Source organism: Streptomyces venezuelae (assembly GCF_008642355.1).
GTDB classification, from domain to species: domain Bacteria; phylum Actinomycetota; class Actinomycetes; order Streptomycetales; family Streptomycetaceae; genus Streptomyces; species Streptomyces venezuelae_B.
In genome coordinates this window covers 2,027,240-2,052,069 of sequence record NZ_CP029193.1, presented here as the reverse complement: position 1 = coordinate 2,052,069, position 24,830 = coordinate 2,027,240, and the positions used below count along the sequence as shown (strand labels likewise).

At 70.3% G+C, this 24,830-nt stretch carries 21 protein-coding genes; 19 read left to right on the top strand and 2 right to left on the bottom strand.

The features are described from left to right. From DEJ47_RS09515 to DEJ47_RS09450, 13 genes are all read left to right on the top strand, one after another. Nucleotides 1–1,653, top strand: a complete 1,653-nt coding sequence (locus DEJ47_RS09515) for a UDP-N-acetylmuramoyl-L-alanyl-D-glutamate--2,6-diaminopimelate ligase (protein WP_150166823.1) — start codon at nucleotides 1–3, stop codon at nucleotides 1,651–1,653. 4 nt (nucleotides 1,654–1,657) lie between these two features. Further along, nucleotides 1,658–3,073 (top strand): UDP-N-acetylmuramoyl-tripeptide--D-alanyl-D-alanine ligase, encoded by a 1,416-nt coding sequence (locus tag DEJ47_RS09510; protein ID WP_150166821.1) that lies wholly within the window; start codon nucleotides 1,658–1,660, stop codon nucleotides 3,071–3,073. Next, nucleotides 3,070–4,140 (top strand): phospho-N-acetylmuramoyl-pentapeptide-transferase, encoded by a 1,071-nt coding sequence (gene mraY, locus DEJ47_RS09505; RefSeq protein ID WP_055565239.1) that lies wholly within the window; start codon nucleotides 3,070–3,072, stop codon nucleotides 4,138–4,140. Before DEJ47_RS09510 ends, mraY begins: the two co-directional genes overlap by 4 nt. Then, nucleotides 4,122–5,561 carry a UDP-N-acetylmuramoyl-L-alanine--D-glutamate ligase gene (murD, locus tag DEJ47_RS09500; protein ID WP_190415344.1) on the top strand — a complete coding sequence of 480 codons (1,440 nt, stop codon included), beginning with the start codon at nucleotides 4,122–4,124 and terminating at the stop codon, nucleotides 5,559–5,561. The genes mraY and murD overlap by 19 nt, the downstream gene beginning before the upstream one ends. A gap of 64 nt (nucleotides 5,562–5,625) precedes the next feature. Continuing rightward, nucleotides 5,626–6,921: a putative lipid II flippase FtsW gene (gene ftsW / locus DEJ47_RS09495; protein WP_398334508.1), complete on the top strand. Its 1,296-nt coding sequence runs from the start codon at nucleotides 5,626–5,628 to the stop codon at nucleotides 6,919–6,921. Between the two features lie 6 nt (nucleotides 6,922–6,927). After that, nucleotides 6,928–8,022 carry an undecaprenyldiphospho-muramoylpentapeptide beta-N-acetylglucosaminyltransferase gene (murG, locus tag DEJ47_RS09490; RefSeq protein ID WP_150166815.1) on the top strand — a complete coding sequence of 365 codons (1,095 nt, stop codon included), beginning with the start codon at nucleotides 6,928–6,930 and terminating at the stop codon, nucleotides 8,020–8,022. A gap of 14 nt (nucleotides 8,023–8,036) precedes the next feature. Further along, a complete protein-coding gene (locus tag DEJ47_RS09485) occupies nucleotides 8,037–8,828 on the top strand; it encodes a cell division protein FtsQ/DivIB (protein ID WP_150166813.1) in 792 nt (263 codons plus the stop codon). Nucleotides 8,829–9,103: 275 nt separating this feature from the next. Then, nucleotides 9,104–10,333 carry a cell division protein FtsZ gene (gene ftsZ / locus DEJ47_RS09475; RefSeq protein WP_150166809.1) on the top strand — a complete coding sequence of 410 codons (1,230 nt, stop codon included), beginning with the start codon at nucleotides 9,104–9,106 and terminating at the stop codon, nucleotides 10,331–10,333. A 17-nt stretch (nucleotides 10,334–10,350) separates the two neighbouring features. Beyond that, entirely contained in the window at nucleotides 10,351–11,061 is a 711-nt protein-coding gene (gene pgeF / locus DEJ47_RS09470) for a peptidoglycan editing factor PgeF (protein WP_161235896.1), read from the top strand. 6 nt (nucleotides 11,062–11,067) lie between these two features. Then, nucleotides 11,068–11,787 (top strand): YggS family pyridoxal phosphate-dependent enzyme, encoded by a 720-nt coding sequence (locus DEJ47_RS09465; RefSeq protein WP_150166805.1) that lies wholly within the window; start codon nucleotides 11,068–11,070, stop codon nucleotides 11,785–11,787. Between the two features lie 124 nt (nucleotides 11,788–11,911). After that, nucleotides 11,912–12,547: a cell division protein SepF gene (locus DEJ47_RS09460; protein WP_150166803.1), complete on the top strand. Its 636-nt coding sequence runs from the start codon at nucleotides 11,912–11,914 to the stop codon at nucleotides 12,545–12,547. 80 nt (nucleotides 12,548–12,627) lie between these two features. Then, the gene (locus DEJ47_RS09455; RefSeq protein ID WP_150166801.1) at nucleotides 12,628–12,912 is read left to right on the top strand and encodes a YggT family protein; all 285 of its coding nucleotides are present in this window, start codon (nucleotides 12,628–12,630) and stop codon (nucleotides 12,910–12,912) included. Nucleotides 12,913–12,970: 58 nt separating this feature from the next. Then, the gene (locus DEJ47_RS09450; protein WP_161235897.1) at nucleotides 12,971–14,071 is read left to right on the top strand and encodes a DivIVA domain-containing protein; all 1,101 of its coding nucleotides are present in this window, start codon (nucleotides 12,971–12,973) and stop codon (nucleotides 14,069–14,071) included. A 156-nt stretch (nucleotides 14,072–14,227) separates the two neighbouring features. Here the strand turns inward: DEJ47_RS09450 and ileS are convergent, their stop codons facing one another. Continuing rightward, complete coding sequence (ileS, locus tag DEJ47_RS09445) at nucleotides 14,228–17,377, bottom strand: isoleucine--tRNA ligase (protein ID WP_150166799.1); 3,150 nt, start codon at nucleotides 17,375–17,377, stop codon at nucleotides 14,228–14,230. A gap of 593 nt (nucleotides 17,378–17,970) precedes the next feature. Here ileS and DEJ47_RS09440 point away from each other — a divergent pair. The 5 genes from DEJ47_RS09440 to DEJ47_RS09420 all read left to right on the top strand — a co-directional run bounded on the left by DEJ47_RS09440 (nucleotide 17,971) and on the right by DEJ47_RS09420 (nucleotide 23,110). Then, nucleotides 17,971–19,212 carry a TraR/DksA family transcriptional regulator gene (locus tag DEJ47_RS09440; protein WP_150166797.1) on the top strand — a complete coding sequence of 414 codons (1,242 nt, stop codon included), beginning with the start codon at nucleotides 17,971–17,973 and terminating at the stop codon, nucleotides 19,210–19,212. Between the two features lie 78 nt (nucleotides 19,213–19,290). After that, nucleotides 19,291–19,953, top strand: a complete 663-nt coding sequence (gene lspA, locus DEJ47_RS09435; RefSeq protein WP_150166795.1) for a signal peptidase II — start codon at nucleotides 19,291–19,293, stop codon at nucleotides 19,951–19,953. Between the two features lie 72 nt (nucleotides 19,954–20,025). Then, nucleotides 20,026–20,967, top strand: a complete 942-nt coding sequence (locus tag DEJ47_RS09430) for an RluA family pseudouridine synthase (protein ID WP_150166793.1) — start codon at nucleotides 20,026–20,028, stop codon at nucleotides 20,965–20,967. Beyond that, entirely contained in the window at nucleotides 20,964–21,461 is a 498-nt protein-coding gene (locus DEJ47_RS09425) for a GNAT family N-acetyltransferase (protein WP_150166791.1), read from the top strand. Before DEJ47_RS09430 ends, DEJ47_RS09425 begins: the two co-directional genes overlap by 4 nt. A gap of 62 nt (nucleotides 21,462–21,523) precedes the next feature. Further along, on the top strand, nucleotides 21,524–23,110 hold the full coding sequence (locus DEJ47_RS09420) for a Na+/H+ antiporter (protein WP_150166789.1): 1,587 nt from the start codon (nucleotides 21,524–21,526) through the stop codon (nucleotides 23,108–23,110). Between the two features lie 6 nt (nucleotides 23,111–23,116). Here the strand turns inward: DEJ47_RS09420 and DEJ47_RS09415 are convergent, their stop codons facing one another. Further along, complete coding sequence (locus DEJ47_RS09415) at nucleotides 23,117–24,214, bottom strand: mechanosensitive ion channel family protein (RefSeq protein ID WP_150166787.1); 1,098 nt, start codon at nucleotides 24,212–24,214, stop codon at nucleotides 23,117–23,119. 42 nt (nucleotides 24,215–24,256) lie between these two features. On the opposite strand from DEJ47_RS09415, the gene DEJ47_RS09410 reads away from it, so the two are divergent. Continuing rightward, nucleotides 24,257–24,826: a dienelactone hydrolase family protein gene (locus DEJ47_RS09410; protein WP_150166785.1), complete on the top strand. Its 570-nt coding sequence runs from the start codon at nucleotides 24,257–24,259 to the stop codon at nucleotides 24,824–24,826. Nucleotides 24,827–24,830 lie beyond the last annotated feature (4 nt).

Genomic DNA, 24,830 nt, shown 5'->3' with positions numbered 1-24,830 from the left:
GTGACAACGATCACCCCCGACCCGGGGAACCGCCCCCCGGCACGCCCCTCACTTCGCTCCGAGAGGGGTACGCCCGGTACGCTCACCGCCGTGCCACACGCTGATCAGTCCCAAACCACCCAGAAGGGCGCTCCCGTGACCTATCCGGGACCGCCGCGGCCGGACCGGGTCTCGCCGACCTCGCTGACCGAGCTCGCAGGCCGGCTGGGCGTCGCCGATCCGGGCAGCGCGCAGATCACGGGCATCACGCACGACTCGCGCGCCGTCCGCCCCGGCGACATCTACGCCGCGCTGCCGGGCGCCCGCATGCACGGCGCCGACTTCGTCGCGCAGGCCGCCGACCTCGGCGCCGCCGCGGTGCTCACCGACCCGACGGGCGCCGAGCGCGCGACCGCCACCGGCCTGCCGGTCCTGGTCGTCGACGACCCGCGCGGCAGCATGGGCGAGCTCGCGGCGACGATCTACGGCCACCCAGGACGCGACCTCCTGCAGATCGGCATCACCGGCACCTCCGGCAAGACCACGACCGCGTACCTCATCGAGGGCGGCCTCAAGGGCGTGCGCTCGACGGGGCTCATCGGCACGGTCGAGATGCGCATCGGCGACGAGCGCATCAAGTCGGAGCGGACGACCCCCGAAGCCACCGACCTCCAGGCGCTGTTCGCGGTGATGCGCGAACGCGGCGTCGAGGCGGTCGCCATGGAGGTCTCCAGCCACGCACTGGTGCTCGGGCGGGTGGACGGCTGCGTCTTCGACGTCGCCGTTTTCAACAACCTCAGCCCGGAGCACATGGAGTTCCACTCCGGCATGGAGGACTACTTCCAGGCCAAGGCGCAGCTGTTCACCGAGCGCCGCTCCCGCGTCGGCGTGGTCAACTTCGACGACGAGTACGGGCGCAGGCTCATCACGGAGTCGGAGGTGCCCGTCACCACCTTCTCCGCCGAGGGCCACCCCGACGCCGACTGGCGCGCCGAGGACGTCGTGGTCGGACCGCTCGACTCGACGTTCGTCGCCGTCGGCCCCAAGGGTGAGCGCGTCGACGCCAAGTCGCCGCTCGCGGGCCCCTTCAACGTCGCCAACACCCTCGCGGCGATCGTCTCGCTGGCCGTCGCCGGGATCGACCCGCAGCAGGCCGCCGACGGCGTCGCCGCGGTGCCCGGCGTCCCCGGCCGCCTGGAGCGCGTCGACGAGGGCCAGCCCTACCTCGCCGTCGTCGACTACGCCCACAAGACGGACGCCGTCGAATCGGTCCTGCGCGCGCTGCGCAAGGTCACCGAGGGCAAGCTGCACATCGTGCTCGGCTGCGGCGGCGACCGCGACAAGACCAAGCGGATGCCGATGGGCGCGGCCGCGGCCCGCCTCGCCGACACCGCCGTACTGACATCGGACAACCCCCGTGGCGAGGACCCCCTCGCGATCCTCGCCACGATGCTCGCAGGCGCCGCCGACGTCCCGGCCCACGAACGCGGCGACGTCGCCGTCTTCGAGGACCGGGCCGCCGCCATCCGCGCCGCCGTCGTCCGCGCGAAGCCGGGCGACACCGTCCTGGTCGCGGGCAAGGGCCACGAGCAGGGACAGGACATCGCCGGGGTGGTGCGTCCCTTCGACGACCGCCAGGTGCTTCGCGAAGCTATCCAGCAAACCCAGGGATGAAGTTGTGATCGCCCTCTCCCTCGCCGAGATCGCCACCGTCGTCGGCGGGCAGACGTACGACATACCGGATCCGGCCGTCCAGGTCACCGGACCCGTCGTCCGGGACTCCCGTGAGGTGGAGCCCGGCAGCCTCTTCGTCGCCTTCGTCGGCGAGCGCGTCGACGGCCACGACTACGCGGCCGACGTGGTCGCCGCGGGCGCGGTCGCCGTGCTCGCCTCGCGGCCCGTCGGTGTGCCCGCCGTCGTCGTCGACGACGTGCAGGCGGCCCTCGGAGCCCTTGCGCGCCACGTCGTGGAGCGGCTCGGCGCCACTCTCGTGGCGCTGACGGGCTCGGTCGGCAAGACCAGCTCCAAGGACCTCCTCGCGCAGGTGCTCCAGCGCAAGGCGCCCACGGTCTTCACGCCGGGCTCGTTCAACAACGAGATCGGCCTGCCGCTGACCGCGCTCAGCGCCACCGACGAGACACGCTTCCTCATCCTGGAGATGGGAGCGCGCGGAATCGGCCACATCCGGTACCTCACCGGACTCACCCCGCCGAAGATCGGGCTCGTCCTGAACGTCGGCACGGCCCACATCGGCGAGTTCGGGGGCCGCGAGCAGATCGCGGTCGCGAAGGGTGAGCTGGTGGAGTCGCTGCCCGCGGACGGCGCCGCGATCCTCAACGCCGACGACCCGCTCGTCCGCGCCATGGCTTCCCGCACGAAGGCACGCGTCCTCCTCTTCGGGGAGTCCGACGACGCCGACGTACGGGCGGAAAATGTCCGGCTCACAGAGAACGGACAGCCCGCTTTTACGCTGCACACACCCTCCGGGTGCAGCGACGTGACCTTGCGGCTGTACGGTGAGCACCACGTGTCGAACGCGCTTGCCGCGGCCGCCGTCGCCCATGAGCTGGGCATGTCCGTGGACGAGATCGCCCTCGCGCTCTCCGAGGCGGGCACGCTGTCCCGCTGGCGGATGGAGGTCACCGAGCGCCCGGACGGCGTGACCATCGTCAACGACGCCTACAACGCGAACCCCGAGTCCATGCGAGCCGCCCTGCGCGCGCTCGTGGCCATGGGCAAGGGACGTCGTACGTGGGCGGTGCTCGGGCACATGGCCGAGCTCGGGGACGAGGGGCTCGCCGAGCACGACGCGGTCGGACGCCTTGCCGTCCGGCTCAACGTGAGCAAGCTCGTGGCAGTCGGGGGCAGGGAAGCGTCCTGGCTCCAACTGGGCGCATACAACGAGGGTTCGTGGGGTGAGGAGTCGGTGCACGTGTCCGACGCACAGGCGGCGATCGACCTGCTGCGCAATGAACTGCGCCCAGGTGACGTCGTGCTGGTGAAGGCGTCCAGGTCGGTCGGTCTCGAGAAGGTCGCCACGGCGCTGCTCGACGACGCCGCGGTGTCTTCTGAGGGGCAGGTCTCCGGCCGATGAGGCAGATCCTCTTCGCGGGCGTGATCGGGCTCTTCCTGACCCTGGTCGGTACCCCGCTGCTGATCAAACTCCTGGCCCGCAAGGGCTACGGCCAGTTCATCCGGGACGACGGCCCGCGCGAGCACCACAGCAAGCGCGGTACGCCGACCATGGGTGGTATCGCCTTCATCCTGGCCACGCTCATCGCGTACTTCCTCACGAAGGTCATCACCGGCACGGAGACGACGCTCTCCGGCCTCCTGGTGCTCTTCCTGATGGCGGGCATGGGCCTCGTCGGCTTCCTCGACGACTACATCAAGATCGTCAAGCAGCGTTCGCTCGGTCTGCGCGCCAAGGCGAAGATGGCCGGTCAGCTGATCGTCGGCATCGGCTTCGCCGTGCTCGCGCTGAACTGGCCGGACAACCGCAACCAGACCCCGGCCTCCACCAAGCTGTCGTTCGTCACGGACTTCGGCTGGTCGATCGGGCCGGTCCTGTTCGTGGTCTGGGCGCTGTTCATGATCCTCGCGATGTCGAACGGCGTGAACCTCACCGACGGTCTGGACGGCCTCGCCACCGGCGCCTCCGTGATGGTCTTCGGCGCCTACACGTTCATCGGCGTCTGGCAGTACCAGGAGTCGTGCGCCAACGCGGTCACCCTGACCAACCCCCAGGCGTGCTTCGAGGTGCGAGACCCGCTCGACCTCGCGGTGGTCGCCTCCGCGCTCATGGGCGCCTGCTTCGGCTTCCTGTGGTGGAACACCTCGCCCGCCAAGATCTTCATGGGCGACACCGGCTCGCTGGCCCTCGGCGGCGCGCTCGCCGGCCTCGCGATCTGCTCCCGCACGGAGCTGCTCCTCGCGCTCCTCGGCGGTCTCTTCGTGATGATCACCATGTCGGTCGTCATCCAGGTCGGCTCGTTCAAGCTGACCGGCAAGCGCGTCTTCCGCATGGCACCGCTCCAGCACCACTTCGAACTCAAGGGGTGGTCCGAAGTCCTTGTGGTGGTCCGCTTCTGGATCATCCAGGGCATGTGCGTGATCGTCGGTCTCGGACTCTTCTACGCGGGATGGGCAGCCGAAAAGTGACCACTGTGTCCGAGTGGCAGGGCAAGAACATCACCGTCGCCGGTCTCGGCGTGAGCGGCATCAGTGCCGCCCGCGCCCTGGCCGGCCTCGGCGCGACGGTCACCGTCGTGGACGGCGGCTCCGGAGAGGCGCACCAGGAGCGTGCCGCCTCCCTGGAGGGCGAGGGCATCTCCGTATGTCTGGGAGACGCGCAGACGCTTCCCGAGGGCACCGACCTCGTGGTCACCTCGCCCGGCTGGAAGCCCTCCTCACCGCTCTTCGCGGCGGCCGCGGACGCGGGCGTGGACGTCGTCGGCGACGTCGAGATCGCCTGGCGCCTGCGCGGCCCCGACGCGGCACCCTGGCTCGCCGTCACGGGCACCAACGGCAAGACCACGACCACGCAGATGCTCGCCTCGATCCTGACGGCGGGCGGCCTGCGCACGGCCGCCGTCGGCAACATCGGCACCCCGATCGTGGACGTGATCCTGGAGGGCGACGACGCGTACGACGTGCTCGCCGTCGAGCTCTCCTCGTACCAGCTGCACTGGGCGCCCTCGGTGCGCGCCCACTCCGCGGCGGTCCTCAACCTCGCGCCGGACCACCTGGACTGGCACGGCTCCATGGAGGCGTACAGCGCCGACAAGGGGCGGATCTACGAGGGCAACAGGGTCGCCTGCGTCTACAACGTCTCGGACAAGGCCACCGAGGACCTCGTCCGCGAGGCCGACGTCGAAGAGGGCTGCCGCGCCATCGGTTTCACGCTGAATGCGCCCGCGCCCTCGCAACTGGGCGTCGTGGACGGCATCCTGGTCGACCGTGCCTTCGTGCCGGACCGCCAGAAGCAGGCCCAGGAGCTCGCCGAGATCTCCGACGTCCAGCCGCCCGCGCCGCACAACATCGCCAACGCGCTGGCCGCGGCGGCCCTCGCCCGCGCCTTCGGCGTGCAGGCGACGGCCGTCCGCGACGGCCTGCGGGCCTTCCGCCCCGACGCGCACCGCATCGAACACGTCGCCGACGTCGAGGGCGTGGCGTACGTCGACGACTCCAAGGCCACCAACACCCACGCCGCCGAGGCGTCGTTGGCGGCGTACGAGTCGATCGTCTGGATCGCCGGCGGCCTCGCCAAGGGCGCCACCTTCGACGGACTCGTCGAGAACGCGGCGAAGCGGCTGCGCGGCGCCGTCCTCATCGGCGCGGACCGCGAGCTGATCCGCGAAGCCCTCGCGCGACACGCGCCCGAGGTCCCGGTCGTCGACCTCGACCGGACCGACACTGGGGCGATGTCCGAGGCGGTACGCCGGGCGGCGGAACTCGCCCAGCCGGGGGACACCGTGCTGATGGCTCCGGCCTGTGCGTCGATGGACATGTTCACCAACTACAACAAGCGTGGTGAAGCGTTCGCGGACGCCGTCCGCGAGCTCGGCTCCACGAGCGCCTGACCGGGCTTTCCGCCCGGCGGGGCGCCGGGCACACCCTTGGGAGGGGAACGTGGCCAGGTCTTCCGTGCGGGTCGCGAGGCGACCGGCTCCGGTACGCGCCAGAGGAGCCTCCCAGCCTCCGGGCGAGAGCGGGCCCAGGCGGCTCTACAACAGGGTCCGCAAGGCCTGGGACAGGCCGCTCACGGCGTACTACCTGATTTTCGGCAGCAGCCTGCTGATCACCGTCCTGGGCCTCGTGATGGTCTACTCGGCCTCGATGATCCAGGCGCTGCAGCTCAACCTGCCCGCCTCGTACTTCTTCCGCAAGCAGTTCGTGGCGGCCGTGCTCGGCACGATCCTGCTCCTGGTCGCCATGCGGATGCCGATCAAACTGCACCGGGCGCTCGCCTACCCGATCCTCGCGGTGACCGTCTTCCTGATGGCCCTCGTACAGATCCCGGGGATAGGGCGCAGCGTCAACGGCAACCAGAACTGGATCTACCTGGGCGGCCCGTTCCAGCTCCAGCCCAGTGAGTTCGGCAAGCTCGCCCTGGTCCTGTGGGGCGCCGACCTGCTCGCGCGCAAGCACGACAAGCGGCTCCTCGCCCAGTGGAAGCACATGCTCGTGCCGCTCGTCCCCGTCGCCTTCATGCTGCTCGGACTCATCATGCTCGGCGGCGACATGGGCACGGCGATCATTCTCACCGCGATCCTCTTCGGACTGCTCTGGCTGGCCGGAGCGCCCACCCGGCTCTTCGCGGGGGTGCTCAGCATCGCGGCGGTCCTCGGTGTGATCCTCATCAAGACCAGCCCCAACCGCATGGCCAGGCTCGCCTGCATCGGCGCGACGGATCCGGGCCCCGGCGACCAGTGCTGGCAGGCCGTGCACGGCATCTATGCCCTCGCCTCCGGCGGATTCTTCGGTTCCGGACTCGGCGCGAGTGTGGAAAAATGGGGTCAACTGCCGGAACCGCACACCGACTTCATCTTCGCCATCACCGGGGAGGAACTCGGCCTGGCAGGGACACTGTCGGTGCTCGCCCTGTTCGCGGCTCTAGGCTATGCGGGTATCCGCGTGGCCGGACGCACGGAGGACCCCTTCGTACGGTATGCCGCGGGAGGCGTGACCACCTGGATCACGGCGCAGGCCGTGATCAACGTCGGTGCGGTGCTCGGTCTGCTGCCGATCGCCGGTGTCCCGCTCCCGCTGTTCTCCTACGGGGGTTCGGCCCTGCTGCCGACCATGTTCGCCATCGGACTCCTCATCGCCTTCGCGCGATCGGACCCGGCGGCGAAGGCGGCCCTGGCCATGCGGCAACCTCGGGTGAGATGGAACACGATGCGACGGCGCGTCAAGGCGCGTTCGTCCGGAGAGCGGTGAATTTCGGTGCATGTCGTACTCGCCGGTGGGGGGACCGCCGGCCACATCGAGCCCGCGCTCGCCCTCGCGGACGCCCTGCGGAGGCAGGACCCGACCGTGGGCATCACGGCCCTGGGCACGGAGCGTGGACTCGAGACCCGACTCGTACCCGAGCGGGGCTACGAACTCGCGCTGATCCCGGCCGTACCGCTGCCGCGCAAGCCCACCCCTGAACTGATCACCGTCCCGGGGCGGCTGCGCGGCACCATCAAGGCGGCCGAGCAGATCCTGGAGCGCACCAAGGCGGACTGCGTCGTCGGCTTCGGCGGCTACGTGGCCCTGCCCGGCTACCTCGCGGCCAAGCGGACCGGGACACCGATCGTCGTGCACGAGGCCAACGCGCGCCCCGGCCTCGCCAACAAGATCGGTTCGCGGTACGCGCACGGGGTGGCCGTCGCCACCCCTGACAGCAAGCTGCGCAACTCCCGATACATCGGCATCCCGTTGCGGCACACCATCGCGACGCTGGACCGGGCCCGGGTCCGTCCCGAGGCGCGCGCCGCCTTCGGCCTCGACCCCAACCTGCCGACGCTGCTCGTCTCCGGCGGCTCGCAGGGCGCCCGGCGGCTCAACGAGGTCGTCCAGCAGGTCGCTCCGGTCCTCCAGCGCGCGGGCATCCAGATCCTGCACGCGGTCGGCCCGAAGAACGAATTGCCGCAAGTGCACCAGATGCCGGGGATGCCCCCCTACATCCCGGTACCGTACGTGGACCGGATGGACCTCGCGTACGCCGCGGCCGACATGATGCTCTGCCGCGCGGGCGCGATGACCGTGGCCGAACTCTCCGCCGTCGGGCTCCCCGCCGCCTACGTCCCGCTGCCGATCGGCAACGGCGAACAGCGGCTCAACGCCCAGCCGGTGGTCAAGGCCGGCGGCGGACTGCTGGTCGACGACGCGGAACTGACGCCCGAGTGGGTCCAGGGCAACGTGCTGCCCGTGCTCGCCGACCCGCACCGGCTGTACGAGATGTCCCGCGCGGCCTCGGAGTTCGGCCGCAGGGACGCCGACGAACTGCTCGTCGGCATGGTGTACGAGGCGATTGCGTCACGCCGCAACGCGTGAGAAGGCAGGGGACCGTGGCCGGACCGACCACCGCCGAACGGCAGCAGAAGAAGTCCGGCCCGCCCCGCCCGCAGCGCACCCGCCGCCTCCGGCTGCCGCGTTCGCGCACTGTGATCATCGTTTCGGTGCTCGCCGTGCTGTTCGGCACCGGGGCGGTCTGGGCGCTCTACGGTTCGCAGTGGCTGCGTCTCGAGGACGTGAAGACGTCGGGAACCCGCGTCCTGACGCCCGAAGAAGTCCGCGAGGCGGCCGACGCCCCCGTCGGGGAACCACTGATTTCGGTCGACACGGATGCGATCGAGGACCGGCTGCGCTCAAAATTGCCCCGAATTGACTCGGTTGACGTCGTCCGCTCCTGGCCGCACGGAATCGGACTCAAAGTGACGGAACGCAAGCCGGTTCTCCTCATCGAAAAGGGCGGAAAGTTCGTCGAAGTGGACGCCGAGGGAGTGCGATTCGCCACGGTCGGACGCGCGCCCGGGGGAGTCCCGAAGCTCGAATTGAGGGTGGACCGGGACAGCGCGGCGGCCAGCCTGCGCCGCTTCGGCACCGACCGGCTGCTGCGCGAGGCGGTGCGGGTCGCCGGTGACCTGCCCGAAGCGGTCGCCCGCGATACCCGGAACATCAAGGTCCGTTCGTACGACTCCATCTCGCTGGAGTTGAAGGGCGGACGGACCGTCGACTGGGGCAGCGGCGAGAAGGGGCGGTCCAAGGCCACTACCCTCACCGCGCTCATGAAAGCGGCGCCCAAGGCACGGCACTTCGACGTGAGCGTCCCCACCGCCCCCGCATCGTCGGGCAGTTGACGCGTATCGTCGCAGGCCAGCACCCTGGTTCGGCAGCGCTACGGCTGATCACATAGGGTGAAAAGAAAAACGGGAGGTTCGGCGTGTTCGTTGAACGTGCGCCACTTGTCGACTTAGTGTCCTGTTCGGAAGAGTCCAAGGAACAGACACACTGGTAACCCTAAACTTCAGCGTTAGGGTTCGGGTCGGCGTTCGGACCGTCCCATTCGGCATCAGTCGTCGTATCGCGCCAGAGCGAAACGGCGACACGTAACTCGAGGCGAGAGGCCTTCGACGTGGCAGCACCGCAGAACTACCTCGCAGTCATCAAAGTCATCGGTGTCGGCGGCGGTGGTGTCAATGCCATCAACCGGATGATCGAGGTCGGTCTCAAGGGCGTCGAGTTCATCGCCATCAACACCGACGCGCAAGCCCTGTTGATGAGCGACGCCGACGTCAAGCTCGACGTGGGCCGTGAACTCACCCGCGGACTCGGCGCCGGCGCCAACCCGGCCGTCGGCCGCAAGGCCGCAGAGGACCACCGCGAGGAGATCGAGGAGGTCCTCAAGGGGGCCGACATGGTCTTCGTCACCGCCGGCGAAGGCGGCGGCACCGGCACCGGCGGCGCACCTGTCGTCGCCAACATCGCACGCTCGCTGGGCGCCCTCACCATCGGCGTGGTCACCCGGCCCTTCACCTTCGAGGGCCGCCGCCGCGCCAACCAGGCCGAGGACGGCATCGCGGAGCTGCGCGAAGAGGTCGACACCCTCATCGTCATCCCCAACGACCGGCTCCTGTCCATCTCGGACCGCCAGGTCTCCGTCCTCGACGCCTTCAAGTCGGCGGACCAGGTCCTGCTCTCCGGTGTCCAGGGCATCACCGACCTCATCACCACGCCCGGCCTGATCAACCTCGACTTCGCCGACGTCAAGTCGGTCATGTCCGAGGCCGGTTCGGCGCTCATGGGCATCGGCTCGGCCCGCGGCGACGACCGCGCGGTGGCCGCGGCCGAGATGGCGATCTCCTCGCCGCTCCTGGAGGCGTCCATCGACGGCGCCCGCGGTGTGCTGCTCTCCATCTCCGGCGGCTCGGACCTCGGTCTCTTCGAGATCAACGAAGCGGCCCAGCTGGTCAGCGAGGCAGCGCACCCAGAGGCCAACATCATCTTCGGCGCCGTCATCGACGACGCCCTCGGCGACGAGGTCAGGGTCACCGTCATCGCGGCGGGCTTCGACGGCGGACAGCCACCGTCCAAGCGTGACAACGTCCTCGGCTCGGCATCGTCCGGCCAGGCCAAGCGGGAAGAGCCCGCGACGCCCGCCCGCCCTGCCGAATCGTCCCGCCCGGCCTTCGGCGGACTCGGCTCCGTCACCCCGCGCGACGAGCCCGCCACCCCGGAGCCCGCTGAGGCGGCCCCGGTGAGCGAGACCCCGTCCGCGCCGGTGGCCCCGCCGCAGGTCCCGCCGGCCCGTCCCTACCAGGACAGCCAGGCCGAAGAGCTGGACGTGCCGGACTTCTTGAAGTGATAAGCAAGCACAGCACCGTGAGCGGCGCGCACTTCGCCTTCACCGACAGGTGGGGCGGGGTGAGCGCCGTTCCGTACGAAGAGCTCAACCTGGGCGGCGCGGTCGGCGACGACCCCGAGGCCGTGCGCACCAACCGCACGCTCGCCGCCAAGGCCCTCGACCTCGACCCGGCCCGCGTCGTCTGGATGAACCAGGTGCACGGCCGCGATGTCGCGGTGGTCGACGGGCCCTGGGGCCCCGACGCCGAGATCCCGGCCGTCGACGCGGTGGTGACCGCCCGCAGGGGCCTCGCCCTCGCCGTCCTCACCGCCGACTGCACGCCGGTCCTGCTCGCCGACCCGGTCGCCGGGGTGGTGGCCGCGGCGCACGCGGGCCGTCCCGGCATGCTGGCGGGCGTCGTTCCCGCCGCCGTCGAGGCCATGGTGGGACTCGGCGCGGAGCCCGGCCGCATCGTCGCCCGCACTGGTCCCGCGGTCTGCGGGCGCTGTTACGAAGTGCCGGAGGCGATGCGCGCCGACGCCGCCGCGATCGAGCCCGCGGCGTACGCCGAGACGAGTTGGGGCACGCCCGCGGTCGACGTGACCGCCGGGGTGCACGCCCAGCTGGTGCGGCTCGGGGTGTGCGACCGGGCGCAGTCGCCGGTGTGCACCCTGGAATCCGGTGACCATTTCTCGTACCGCCGCGACCGGACCACCGGTCGTCTCGCGGGCTATGTCTGGCTGGACTGATAGCGCATGACGGAGCGGAAGACCCAACTCGCGGCGAATCTCGCGCAGGTCGAGGAGCGCATCACCGCGGCGTGCGCCGCGGCCGGACGCAAGCGCGAGGAAGTGACCCTGATCGTGGTCACGAAGACCTATCCGGCGAGCGATGTGCGGATCCTGTCCGAACTCGGTGTGCGGCACGTCGCGGAGAACCGCGACCAGGACGCGGCGCCGAAGGCGGCGGAGTGCGCGGACCTCCCTCTCACCTGGCACTTCGTCGGTCAGTTGCAGACCAATAAGGTCCGTTCCGTGGTCGGTTATGCCGATCTGGTGCAGTCCGTCGATCGTCCCAAGCTCGTCACAGCTCTCTCGACGGCCGCGGTGCGCGCGGAGCGCGAGCTCGGCTGTCTGATCCAGGTCGCGCTCGACGCGGAGGAGAACGGCCGGGGCGAGCGCGGGGGCGTCGGGCCGGGCGGAATCGAAGAGTTGGCCGGTCTCGTGGCGGGGGCGCCGGGGCTGCGGCTCGACGGTCTGATGACCGTCGCCCCGCTCACCGGACCGTACGCGGGCCGGCAACAGGCGGCGTTCGAGCGGTTGATGGAATTCTCAACCCTCATGCGCGCGGCTCATCCTGCTGCGAACATGGTGTCGGCAGGGATGAGTGCGGACCTCGAACAGGCTGTTGCGGCCGGGGCGACACATGTGCGCGTCGGAACGGCGGTACTCGGAGTCCGAGCCGGGCTCGGGTAACGTCGCCAAGAAGTCGGACCACAGCAGAAAATATGGTCATTCTCGCTGTTGGGCGGGGATACCTCGTGGATCGCGAGCAGTTGGTGACGACAGCCGATCCACCACAGAGCGGAGGACTCAGAGCATGGCCGGCGCGATGCGCAAGATGGCGGTCTACCTCGGCCTCGTGGAGGACGATGGGTACGACGGTCCGGGGTTCGACCCCGATGACGAGTTCGAACCCGAGCCGGAGCCGGAGCGTGACCGCAGGAGGCACGAACCAGCGCATCAGTCGCACCAGTCCCACCAGTCACAAAGGGACGAATCGGTGCGAGTGGTGCAGCCGCCCGCCCCGCGCGAGCCGGCGGCCCATTCCGCTTCGCCAGCCGCGGAATCCGGACGTCCGGCACGAATCGCCCCCGTGGCATCCATCACACCTGAACGCCAGAGCCTGGAGAAGAACGCACCGGTGATCATGCCCAAGGTCGTGTCCGAGCGGGAGCCCTACCGCATCACCACATTGCACCCCCGGACCTACAACGAGGCCCGTACCATCGGGGAACACTTCCGTGAAGGCACTCCGGTGATCATGAATCTGACGGAGATGGACGACACGGATGCGAAGCGACTTGTCGACTTTGCGGCCGGTTTGGTCTTCGGCCTGCATGGCAGCATTGAACGAGTGACGCAGAAGGTGTTCCTGTTGTCGCCTGCTAACGTCGATGTAACGGCGGAGGACAAGGCTCGCATCGCAGAGGGCGGGTTCTTCAACCAGAGCTGAGACGCAGTGATGCAGTAGTTGCCGTAACCGCAGTACCGGATCGACGAAGTACGAGTAACAGGGGAGAGGGAACCGCGAACATGAGCGTGGTCGTGCAGGTGCTTTACATCGCGCTGATGTGCTTCCTCATCGTGCTGATCTTCCGGCTGGTCATGGACTACGTCTTCCAGTTCGCCCGCTCATGGCAACCCGGCAAGCCGATGGTGGTCGTTCTGGAGGCCACCTACACTGTCACTGATCCACCGCTCAAGCTCCTGCGGCGGTTCATTCCGCCGCTGCGTCTCGGGGGCGTGGCGCTCGACCTGTCCTTCTTCGTACTGATGATCATCGTCTACATCCTGATCCACATCGTGAGTCAGCTGTGATGAGTGCGATGTCTAATACGGTCTTGCCGAATGCCGACGACTACGTTGAGGTGAAGAGATGCCGTTGACCCCCGAGGACGTGCGGAACAAACAGTTCACGACCGTCCGCCTCCGAGAAGGCTATGACGAGGACGAGGTCGATGCCTTCCTCGATGAGGTCGAAGCCGAACTGACGCGGCTCCTCCGTGAGAACGAGGACCTGCGTGCCAAGCTCGCCGCGGCCACCCGTGCCGCCGCGCAGAACCAGCAGCAGGGCGGGATGCGCAAGGGCCCCGACGGCCCCGGCCCCCAGGACCAGCGCGGTCCCGGTGCCCCCGTGCCCGCCGCAATATCGGGTCCGCAGCCGGTCCCGCCGCAGCAGCAGATGGGTGGCCCCATGGGCGGCCCGCCGCAGCTGCCCGGTGGCGCTCCGCAGCTGCCCGCAGGCCCCAGTGGACACGGTCCGCAGGGCGGCCCGCAGGGTCCGGGCCCGATGGGCCAGGGTCCGATGGGCGGCCCCATGGGCGGTCCGATGGGCGGTCACGGCCCGCAGATGCCGCAGCCCGGTCAGGGCCCCGGCGGCGACAGCGCCGCCCGTGTGCTCTCCCTCGCGCAGCAGACCGCGGACCAGGCGATCGCGGAGGCCCGTTCCGAGGCCAACAAGATCGTCGGCGAGGCCCGTTCGCGCGCCGAAGGCCTCGAGCGTGACGCCCGTGCCAAGGCCGACGCCCTGGAGCGGGACGCACAGGAGAAGCACCGCGTCGCGATGGGCTCCCTGGAGTCCGCTCGCGCCACGCTGGAGCGCAAGGTCGAGGACCTGCGCGGCTTCGAGCGCGAGTACCGCACGCGTCTGAAGTCGTACCTGGAGTCGCAGCTGCGTCAGCTGGAGACCCAGGCCGACGACTCGCTGGCCCCGCCGCGCACTCCGGCCGCCGCCTCGCTGCCGCCGTCCCCGGCGCCGTCGATGGCTCCGGCCGGTGCGGGTGCCCCGTCCTACGGCGGCAACCAGTCGATGGGCGGCAACAACCAGCCCAACGGCGGCCCGTCCTACGGCGGCCAGCAGCAGATGTCTCCCGCGATGACCCAGCCGATGGCGCCGGTGCGGCCGCAGGGCCCCGCCCCGATGCAGCAGGCTCCGTCGCCGATGCGTGGCTTCCTCATCGACGAGGACGACAACTGACGGGCGTGACCACGCCCTAGGCGTCGGCAGCGTTCAGGGCCGGGCCCCCAGAGTTTCTGGGGGCCCGGCCCTTTTGTGCGCCCGCCCTGGGCCGGAATGCGCAAAAGGCCCGGTCCCGCCGAGATCATCGGCGGGACCGGGCCTTCGTGCGGGTGCTTACGCCTTGCGGAGGCGGAAGGTCAGCTTCAGGGAGTCGTCCGTGAACGGCGCTCCGTAGGAGTCGTCCGCCGCCTCGCCTTCGGCGAAGTCTGTCGCGAGGACCTCGTCCGCGATCAGCCCGGCGTGCTCGGCCAGGGCCGTGGACACCGCCTCGTCCGTCGAGGTCCAGCGCAGGGCGATCCGGTCCGCGACGTCCAGGCCGCTGTTCTTGCGGGCCTCCTGGATCAGGCGGATCGCGTCGCGGGCCAGTCCTGCCCGGCGCAGCTCCTCGGTGATCTCCAGGTCGAGGGCGACCGTGGCGCCGGACTCGGACGCCACCGACCAGCCCTCGCGGGGGGTCTCCGTGATGATGACCTCGTCCGGGGCCAGCGTCACCGTCTCGCCGTCGACCTCCACGGAGGCCGTGCCCTCGCGCAGGGCGAGGGACAGCGCGGCGGCGTCCGCCTCGGCGACGGCCTTGGCGACCGCCTGCACGCCCTTGCCGAACCGCTTGCCGAGCGCCCGGAAGTTCGCCTTGGCCGTGGTGTCGACCAGTGAACCGCCGACCTCGGAGAGCGACGCCAGCGAGGAGACGTTGAGCTCCTCGGTGATCTGGGCGTGCAGCTCCGGGTTGAGGGAGTCGAAGCCCGTCGCCGCGATCAGCGCGCGGGACAGCGGCTGGCGGGTCTTGACGCCCGACTCGGCGCGCGTGGCGCGGCCGAGCTCGACGAGTCGGCGTACGAGAACCATCTGCTGGGACAGGTCCGGGTCGATGGCGGAGAGGTCCGCCTCCGGCCAGGTGGACAGGTGCACCGACTCCGGGGCGTCGGGCGTCACCGGCACGATCAGGTCCTGCCAGACACGCTCACTGATGAACGGGGTCAGCGGGGCCATCAGGCGAGTGACCGTCTCGACGACCTCGTGCAGGGTGCGCAGGGCCGCCTTGTCGCCCTGCCAGAAGCGGCGGCGGGAGCGGCGGACGTACCAGTTCGAGAGGTTGTCGACGAAGACGGACAGGAGCTTGCCCGCGCGCTGGGTGTCGTAGCTCTCCAGTGCCTGGGTGACCTGGTCGGTGAGCGCGTGCAGCTCGCTGAGCAGCCAGCGGTCCAGGAGCGGGCGGTCGGCGGGCGCCGGGTCGGCTTCGCTGGGGGCCCACTTCGATGTACGGGCGTACAGCGCCTGGAAGGCGACCGTGTTCCAGTACGTGAGGAGGGTCTTGCGGACGACCTCCTGGATGGTGCCGTGGCCCACGCGGCGGGCCGCCCAGGGGGAGCCGCCGGCCGCCATGAACCAGCGGACCGCGTCGGCGCCGTGCTGGTCCATGAGCGGGACCGGGTCCAGGGTGTTGCCCAGGTGCTTGGACATCTTGCGGCCGTCCTCGGCGAGGATGTGACCGAGGCAGACCACGTTCTCGTAGGACGACTTGTCGAAGACCAGGGTGCCGACGGCCATCAGCGTGTAGAACCAGCCGCGGGTCTGGTCGATGGCCTCCGAGATGAACTGCGCGGGGTAGCGGCTCTCGAAGAGCTCCTTGTTCTTGTGCGGGTAGCCCCACTGCGCGAACGGCATCGAGCCCGAGTCGTACCAGGCGTCGATGACCTCGGGCACGCGTGTGGCCGTCGTTCCGCAGCCTTCCTGCGGGCAGGGGAAGGTGACGGCGTCGATGAACGGGCGGTGCGGGTCCAGGCCGGACTGGTCGGTGCCCGTGAGGTCGGAGAGCTCGGCGCGGGAGCCGACGCAGGTGAGGTGGTCCTCCTCGCAGCGCCAGATGGGCAGCGGGGTGCCCCAGTAGCGGTTGCGGGACAGCGCCCAGTCGACGTTGTTGGTCAGCCAGTCGCCGAAGCGGCCGTGCTTGACGGACTCCGGGAACCAGTTGGTCTTCTCGTTCTCCTGGAGGAGGCGGTCCTTGATGGCCGTGGTGCGGATGTACCAGGACGGCTGGGCGTAGTAAAGCAGGGCCGTGTGGCAGCGCCAGCAGTGCGGGTAGCTGTGCTCGTAGGCGATGTGCTTGAAGAGCAGCCCGCGCTCGTCGAGGTCGGCGGTCAGCTTTTCGTCGGCCTTCTTGAAGAAGACGCCGCCCACGAGGGGGACCTCCTCCTCGAAGGTGCCGTCCGGGCGGACCGGGTTGACGACCGGCAGGCCGTACGCACGGCAGACCTTGAGGTCGTCCTCACCGAAGGCGGGGGACTGGTGGACGAGACCGGTGCCGTCCTCCGTCGTCACGTACTCGGCGTTCACCACGTAGTGGGCGGGGGCCGGGAACTCTACGAGCTCGAACGGACGTTGGTAGTTCCAGCGCTCCATCTCGGCGCCGGTGAAGGTCTCGCCGGTGGTCTCCCATCCCTCGCCGAGGGCCTTCTCGACGAGCGGCTGGGCGACGACCAGCTTCTCCTGGCCATCCGTCGCGACGACGTACGTGACGTCGGGGTGCGCGGCGACGGCGGTGTTGGAGACGAGGGTCCACGGGGTCGTCGTCCAGACCAGGAGGGCGGCTTCGCCCGCGAGAGGTCCGGAGGTGAGGGGGAAACGGACGTAGACGGACGGGTCGACGACCGTCTCGTACCCCTGCGCCAGCTCGTGGTCGGAGAGGCCGGTGCCGCAGCGGGGGCACCAGGGGGCGACGCGGTGGTCCTGGACGAGGAGGTCCTTGTTGAAGATCTCCTTCAGCGACCACCAGACCGAGTCGACGTACTCGGGGTTCATCGTGCGGTACGCGTCGTCGAGGTCGACCCAGTACCCCATGCGGGTCGTGAGCTCGGCGAAGGCGTCGGTATGCCGGGTCACGGACTCGCGGCACTTGGCGTTGAACTCGGCGATGCCGTACGCCTCGATGTCCTTCTTGCCGTTGAAGCCGAGTTCCTTCTCGACGGCGAGCTCGACGGGGAGGCCGTGGCAGTCCCAGCCGGCCTTGCGGGCGACGTGGTAGCCCCGCATGGTGCGGAAGCGCGGGAAGACGTCCTTGAAGACGCGGGCCTCGATGTGGTGGGCCCCCGGCATGCCGTTGGCGGTGGGCGGGCCTTCGTAGAACACCCACTCGGGGCGGCCCTCGGACTGCTCGAGGCTCCGGGCGAAGATCTTCTGCTCGCGCCAGAAGTCGAGCACGGCGTGCTCGAGGGCGGGCAGGTCGACCTGGGCGGGCACCTGACGGTACTGCGGCGGCGTATTCAACGAGTCCTCCGGCGGATGTGCTGCCTTCCGTCGGAGGGACGAGAGCCGTGTGCGCCTGGTGCGGCGCGCTCCCGCGGTACCACCCTCCTTGGCCCTCCGGCGCGGGGTTCGCACCGGTGAGCCCCCTCATTGGGGTCGCGATACCGGTTCTACTGGCCTCGGCTGTCTCGCCTCGGCGTTCTTCCGGCGGCTCCGGGGTGATCTTCACGTCGCGCCGGCCCCCGGGCTCGCACCGTCCCCGGGTCGCTCATGGCTGCGTACGCCGCTACTCGTCCCCATCCACGCTTCTCGCTGTCGTCCAGTGTACGGCGCGCGGGGAGGGGACTCCGACCGGTCTTCCGGGAGCCTCCGGGCGGGCGGGGGAGGGGGCGGCGACTGACCCGAATGGCGACATGCGGGGCGAGCGGTTCCGGGCGCGTTCCGTCCTGCGGATTACCCGGCAGGGAGTTGGGCACAACGCATGCAGACTCGCCTCGCGGCACCTGCGGGGCGGGGGGATCGGGCGGCGTGCCCCGTTGCCGCGGGCCTGGAGTCGATTTATCGTCCCAGCACGATTCGCGAGCAAGATCACAATATGTGAAGGGGCCGCGGCCATGGTGGCGAAGAAGACCGCCGTACAGCAGTCGGCGTCCGGCAGATCCACCGGCGCGGCGGGGAAGGCTCCGGCCGCCGGGGCGACGACGAAGGCGGGCTCAGGGACGACGACGGCGCCGAAGACACCGTCGGTCAAGGCGACGGCTTCGAAGGCGGCGACCCAGGGCACGACCGCCCGGCGTACGGCCTCCAAGAGCACACCTTCCAAGAGCACGGCTTCCAAGAGCACGGCGGGCAAGGCGGCGGGCTCCAAGCGGACGTCAGCGGGGGCTGCGGCCGCGGAGAGTGTGGAAGGAGCGGGGACCGCCGCCAAGGGCACGCAGGCCGGGGCCGCGGCGGACGCAGGCGTTGAGGCCACCGTTGCCGATGCACCGGCAAGGAAGGCGGCTGGCAAGAAGGCGACAGCCAAGAAGACGACAGCAAAGAAAGCCGCTGCCAAGAAGGCGACAGCCAAGAAAGCCGCTGCCAAGAAGGCCACCGCTGAAAAGGCCATCGGCGAGAAGGCGCCCGCCAAGAAGAGCCCCGCGCACACGAGCGCGGAGCACGACAGCGCGGGGCCGGTGAGTGGCGCGCAGAAACGTGCAGGCAAGAAGAGCGCCGCGCAGGAAGGCGCCGCGCAGGGCAGCGGCGAGCAAGATGGCGCCGCGCAAGTGAGCGGCGCGCAGAAGAGTGCGGCCAAGAAGAGCACGGTCAAGAAGACGGTCGCGTCCGCGGCCGAGGGTGCGGCTGAGGCCGCGGAGACGACGGGAGCCACGACGGTGGTTGCGAAGAAGACTCCGGGCACGGCGACAGCGGCGAAGCAGTCGACGGCGGTGCCCAAGGCGCGGGGCGCCGCCGCGGAGCCCGGCGAGCTCGCCGTCCGGCCCGGGGAGGACCCCTGGACCCCGCAAGAGGTCGCGGAGGCCCGTACGGAGCTGCAGAGCGAGGTGCTGCGCCTCGGCAGCGAGATCGCGTCCTCCGAGGACGCCCTGGCGGGGCTGATGCGGGACTCCGGGGACGGGGCGGGCGACGACGACGCGGACACCGGCACGAAGAACATCACGCGGGAGCACGAGATGGCGCTGGCGGCCAACGCGCGCGAGATGCTCCTGCAGACCGAGCGCGCCCTTGAGCGCCTCGACGCGGGGACGTACGGCCTCTGCGAGAACTGCGGCAACGCGATCGGCAAGGCCCGGATGCAGGCCTTCCCGCGCGCGACGCTGTGCGTGGAGTGCAAGCAGAAGCAGGAACGCCGCTACTGAGCGCGGCCTGGGCGCCGGGGGCCGTACGTGTGTGCCGTACTCTCGTCCCCAGTCAGGTACCTAGGTTGAGGGACTCACGTGGCAGAGGCGGAGCGCATCATCGGTACGCCGGACATCCCTGAGGCGGCCGGGGACGGGCCGGAGCAGTCCGGTCCGGACTCCGAGGAGACGGCGGCGGCCCGGCAGGACGGGCAGCGGCAGGCCGAGAGCGAGAGTGAAGACGCGGGCACGGGCGACGGCGGAAGCGCCGGCAAGGGCAAGCGCAAGATCGCCGTGCTCTTCGCCGTGGCCGTCGTCGCGTACGCCTTCGACCTGATCAGCAAGATGATCGTGGTCGCCAAGCTGGAGCACCACGAGCCGATCGACCTGATCGGCGACTGGCTCCGCCTCTCCGCGATCCGCAACGCGGGCGCGGCCTTCGGCTTCGGCGAGGCCTTCACCGTCATCTTCACGTGCATCGCCGCGGCGGTCATCGTGGTGATCGCACGGCTCGCCCGCAAGCTGTACAGCCTGCCGTGGGCGATCGCCCTCGGCCTGCTGCTCGGCGGTGCCCTCGGCAACCTCACCGACCGCCTCTTCCGCGCGCCCGGCGTCTTCGAGGGCGCGGTCGTCGACTTCATCGCCCCGAAGGGCTTCGCGGTGTTCAACCTCGCGGACTCGGCGATCGTCTGCGGCGGCATCCTGATCGTCCTGCTCTCCTTCCGCGGTCTGGACCCGGACGGCACGGTCCACAAGGACTGAGAGCCCCTCCGGCAGGAGCGCGCGGGAACCCTGTGGTGCGGGAGTGTCGGTGCGCTCCTGCATACTCAATGGGTGAGCACGATTCCCGAGATCCGTACCCTGCCCGTGCCGGACGGCCTTGAGGGCGAGCGCGTCGACGCCGCCATCTCGCGCATGTTCGGGTTCTCCCGTACGAAGGCCGCCGAGCTCGCCGCGGCGGGGAAGGTCTCGGTCGACGGCTCGGTGGTCGGCAAGTCCGAGCGGGTGCACGGCGGCGCCTGGCTGGAAGTGGAGATGCCGCAGGCGCCCGCTCCGGTGCAGATCGTCGCCGAGCCCGTCGAGGGCATGGAGATCGTGCACGACGACGACGACATCGTCGTGATCGTCAAGCCGGTCGGCGTGGCCGCGCACCCGAGCCCCGGCTGGACGGGCACGACCGTGATCGGCGGCCTCGCGGCGGCCGGTTACCGGATCTCCACCTCCGGCGCCGCCGAGCGCCAGGGCATCGTGCACCGCCTGGACGTGGGCACCTCGGGCCTGATGGTCGTGGCCAAGTCGGAGCGGGCGTACACCTCCCTGAAGCGCCAGTTCAAGGAGCGCACGGTCGACAAGCGCTACAACGCGCTGGTCCAGGGCCACCCCGACCCGATGAGCGGCACCATCGACGCACCCATCGGCCGCCACCCGAACCACGACTACAAGTGGGCGGTCACCGCCGAGGGCAAGCCCTCCGTGACGCACTACGACCTCATCGAGGCCTTCCGCGCCGCCTCCCTGCTCGACATCAAGCTGGAGACGGGCCGCACGCACCAGATCCGCGTGCACATGTCGGCCCACCGGCACCCGTGCGTGGGCGACCTGACGTACGGCGCGGACCCGACTCTCGGCAAGCGCCTCGGCCTCACCCGCCAGTGGCTGCACGCGGTCCGGCTCGGCTTCGAGCACCCGGGCGACGGCCAGTGGGTGGAGTACGAGAGCGGCTACCCCGACGACCTGCAGCAGGCCCTCGACCGCGTGCGGGCGGAGAGCTCGTGACCGGAGTGACGGTCCGCATCGCCGAGCACACCGACGACGTGGAGGCCTGCTTCGCCGTCCGCAAGGACGTCTTCGTGGCCGAGCAGCAGGTACCCGAAGAGCTGGAGTACGACGAGTACGACGCCCGCGCGGTGCACGTCCTGGCTGTCCGCGAGGACGGCGTCCCGCTGGGCACGGGCCGACTGCTCACCGGGTCCGCCGCGGCCGCCAAGAACGGCGGGGACACCACCGTGGGCGCGCTCGGCAGGCTCGCGGTGACACGGGCCGCGCGCGGGCTCGGCGTCGGCGCCGCCCTGGTCCGCGCCATCGAGGACGCGGCACGCGCGCGTGGCCTGACCGCGGTCGACCTGCACGCGCAGACCCACGCCCTGGGCTTCTACGAACGCCTCGGCTACGAGGTGTACGGACCGGAGTTCCCCGACGCCGGCATCCCGCACCGCGCGATGCGGAAGTCACTCGCCCAGCGAGCCGAGCGAGCGCGCCGCTCCGGTTGACGTCCGTGGCGTGGCAGGGTTGAGGTCTTGATCGTCCAAGTCTCGACCGCCGGAGTGCACACGTGGATCAACTGGCGCTGGTGCTCATCTTGCTGCTCGGTGCCGTGCTCACCGTGCCCCTGGGGGAGCGGTTCGGGCTGCCCGCGCCGGTCCTGATGACGTTGGCCGGCATCGGCATGGCGCTGCTGCCGTTCGTGCCCAATGTGGAGATCCCGCCGGACTACATCCTTCCGCTGGTGCTCCCGCCGCTGCTCTACGCCGCCGTGCAGCGCACGTCCTGGCGGCAGTTCACGGCCAACATCCGGCCGATCCTGCTGCTCGCGGTGGCCCTCGTCTTCGTGACGACCGCCGCGGTCGCCGCGGTCGCGAACTCGTTCGTGCCGGGGCTGCCGATCGCGGCGGCCGTGGCGCTGGGAGCGCTCGTCGCGCCACCCGACCCCGTCGCCGCGACCGCGGTCGCCGGGTCGCTCGGGCTGCCGCGCAGGCTCGTGTCGATCCTGGAGGGCGAGGGGCTCTTCAACGACGTCACGGCGATCGTGCTCTACCATGTGGCGATCACGGCGGCGGTGAGCGGCTCGTTCTCCTGGCCCTCCGCCGTGGGGCTCCTCGTCCTGTCGGCCGTGGTCGCCGTCGTCGTCGGCCTCGTGCTCGGCTGGCTCACCAACAAGCTCATGGGCCTCCTCGGCGACGCCACCCTGCAGACCGGTCTCACCCTCCTCGTGCCGTTCGTCAGCTACGTACTCGCCGAGGAGCTGCACGGATCCGGCGTGCTCGCGGTGCTCGTCACCGCGCTCTACCTCGCGGAGAACGCCGTCGACGCCGACGACGTGCTCGGCCGCATCACCGGGCAGACCTTCTGGCAGATCGTCGACACCCTGGTCACCGGCATCGCCTTCGGCCTCATCGGCCTGGAGCTGCACAACGTCTTCGGCATCGCGAGCGGCCGCCAGTGGGAGATGTTCGGCTGGGGCGCGGCGATCGTCGCCGTCGTCGTCGGCGTACGCCTGCTGTGGCTGCTGCCCGCGACCTGGCTCGCCAAGCGGCTGCACAAGCTGCGCGACGTCGACGAGGAGATTCCGACCACCTGGCGCGAGACCGTCGTCATGTGGTGGTCGGGGATGCGGGGCGTGGCGTCCGTGGCGCTTGCGCTCGCCATCCCGCTCAAGACGGAGGACGGGAGTCCGTTCCCGGCCCGCGACGAGATCATCTTCATCGCGTTCTGCGTGATCATGGCCACGCTCATCGCGCAGGGGCTCACCCTGCCCTGGCTGGTGCGCAGGCTCGGGGTGCGCGCCGACGCCGACAAGGAGCGCGAGCTGGAGCGCACGCTCGCCCTGCGCGCAGCCAAGGCCGCCAAGCGCCGCCTCAAGGAGATCGAGGAGGTCGAGGAGCTCCCCGAGGACGTCACCGAGCGGCTGCAGCGCGGGGCGTTCGACATCGGGGCGCGGATCAGCCCGGACCTGGTCGACGACGAACGCCGCGAGCGGTACGCCAAGCGCGTCGACCGGTGGAAGGCCGTCCAGCGCATCCAGCGCGAGATGATGTCCGCCGCCCGCCACGAGGTCCTCGCGGCGCGCAGCGAACCCGGTGCCGACCCCGAGGTCGTCGACCGGGTCCTGCACCACCTCGACATACGGAGTCTGCGCTGACCCGGATCAGCCCCGGCCCGTCCGGGGCACGTCCGGCGTGAACTTCTCGAAGTGCGGGCGGTGGCCGTTCGGCGAAGGCTCCGCGGTGGCGGTGGTGACCCGCGGCAGCGCGTAGGCGTGGTGCTCGGTGAGCCAGCGGATCATCTGCTCGCGGACCGTGACCCGCACCGTCCATATGTCGTCCGCGTCCTTCGCGGTGACCAGGGCGCGGACCTGGATCGTCGTCGGCGTGGTGTCCGTCACGGCGAGACCCCAGTCCCTCCCGTCCCACGCGGCGCAGTCGCGCAGGATGTCGTGGAGCCGGTCGCGCATCAGCGCGATCGGCGCCGAGTGGTCCAGGTGAAAGAAGACCGTGCCGGTCATCTCGACGCCGCCGCGCGACCAGTTCTCGAACGGCTTCGACGTGAAGTACGACACGGGCATGGTGATCCGGCGCTCGTCCCACGTGCGGACGGTCAGGAACGTCAGCGTGATCTCGTCGATCGTGCCCCACTCGCCGTTCACCACCACCGTGTCGCCGAGCCGCACCATGTCGCCGAACGCGATCTGCAGCCCCGCGAAGAGGTTTCCGAGGGTGGACTGGGCGGCGACACCGGCGACGATGCCGAGGATGCCCGCGGAGGCGAGCAGGGAGGCGCCCGCCGCCTGCATGGCGGGGAACGTCAGGAGCATCGCGGCGACGGCCACGACACCGACGATCGCGGTGACCACCCGCTGGATGAGGGTCACCTGCGTACGGACGCGGCGGACGCGGGCCGGATCGCGGTGCATCGCGGCGTAGCGCGCGTACGACGACTCGACTATGGCCGCCGCGATCCGCACGACGAGCCAGGCGGCGGAGCCGATGAGGACGAGGGTGAGCGTGCGGCTGATGCCCGCCGAGTGGTCCTTGGCGATCTTCGTCTGTTCGTAGGAGCCTCTCAGGATGGCGGTGCACAGGACGAGTTGCAGCGGTACGCGGCAGCGGCGCAGCAGCCCCCACAGCGGGGTCTCGTGGTGCCGCTCGTCGGCCCGGCGCAGCAGTATGTCGACGAGATAGCCGACGACCACCGTGAGCACGACCGAGCCGCCGACCACGATCAACGGACGCAGTACGTTCTCCATGCCTCCGAGGGTAGGGGACGGCCCGGATGGCACGATGGCCCCATGAACATCGTGCTTTTCCATTCGACGTACGGCCTGCGCCCCGCGGTGCACGCGGCGGCCGACCGGCTGCGTGCCGCCGGGCACGAGGTGTGGACCCCCGACCTCTTCGAGGGCCGCGTCTTCGACAGCGTCGAGGAGGGCAGGAGCTTCCAGAACGAGCTCGGCAAGGACGAGATCCTGAAGCGCGCGATCCTCGCCGCCGCGCCCTACTCGGAGCGGGGGCTCGTCTACGCGGGCTTCGCGCTCGGCGCCGCCACCGCGCAGACCCTCGCCCTCGGCGACGAGAGGGCCCGCGGGCTGCTGCTCCTGCACGGCACCTCCGACCTCGCGGAGAACGCGTCCGTGGACGAGCTGCCCGTGCAGCTGCACGTCGCCGAGCCCGACCCGTTCGAGTCCGACGACTGGCTGAGCGCCTGGTACCTGCAGATGGGCCGGGCGGGCGCCGACGTGGAGATCTACCGGTACGCGGGCGCCGGGCACCTCTACACCGACCCGGACCTCGACGACTACGACGCCGAGGCCACGGAGGCGACGTGGCGCACGGCGCTCGGCTTCCTGGAGACCCTCTAGAGCT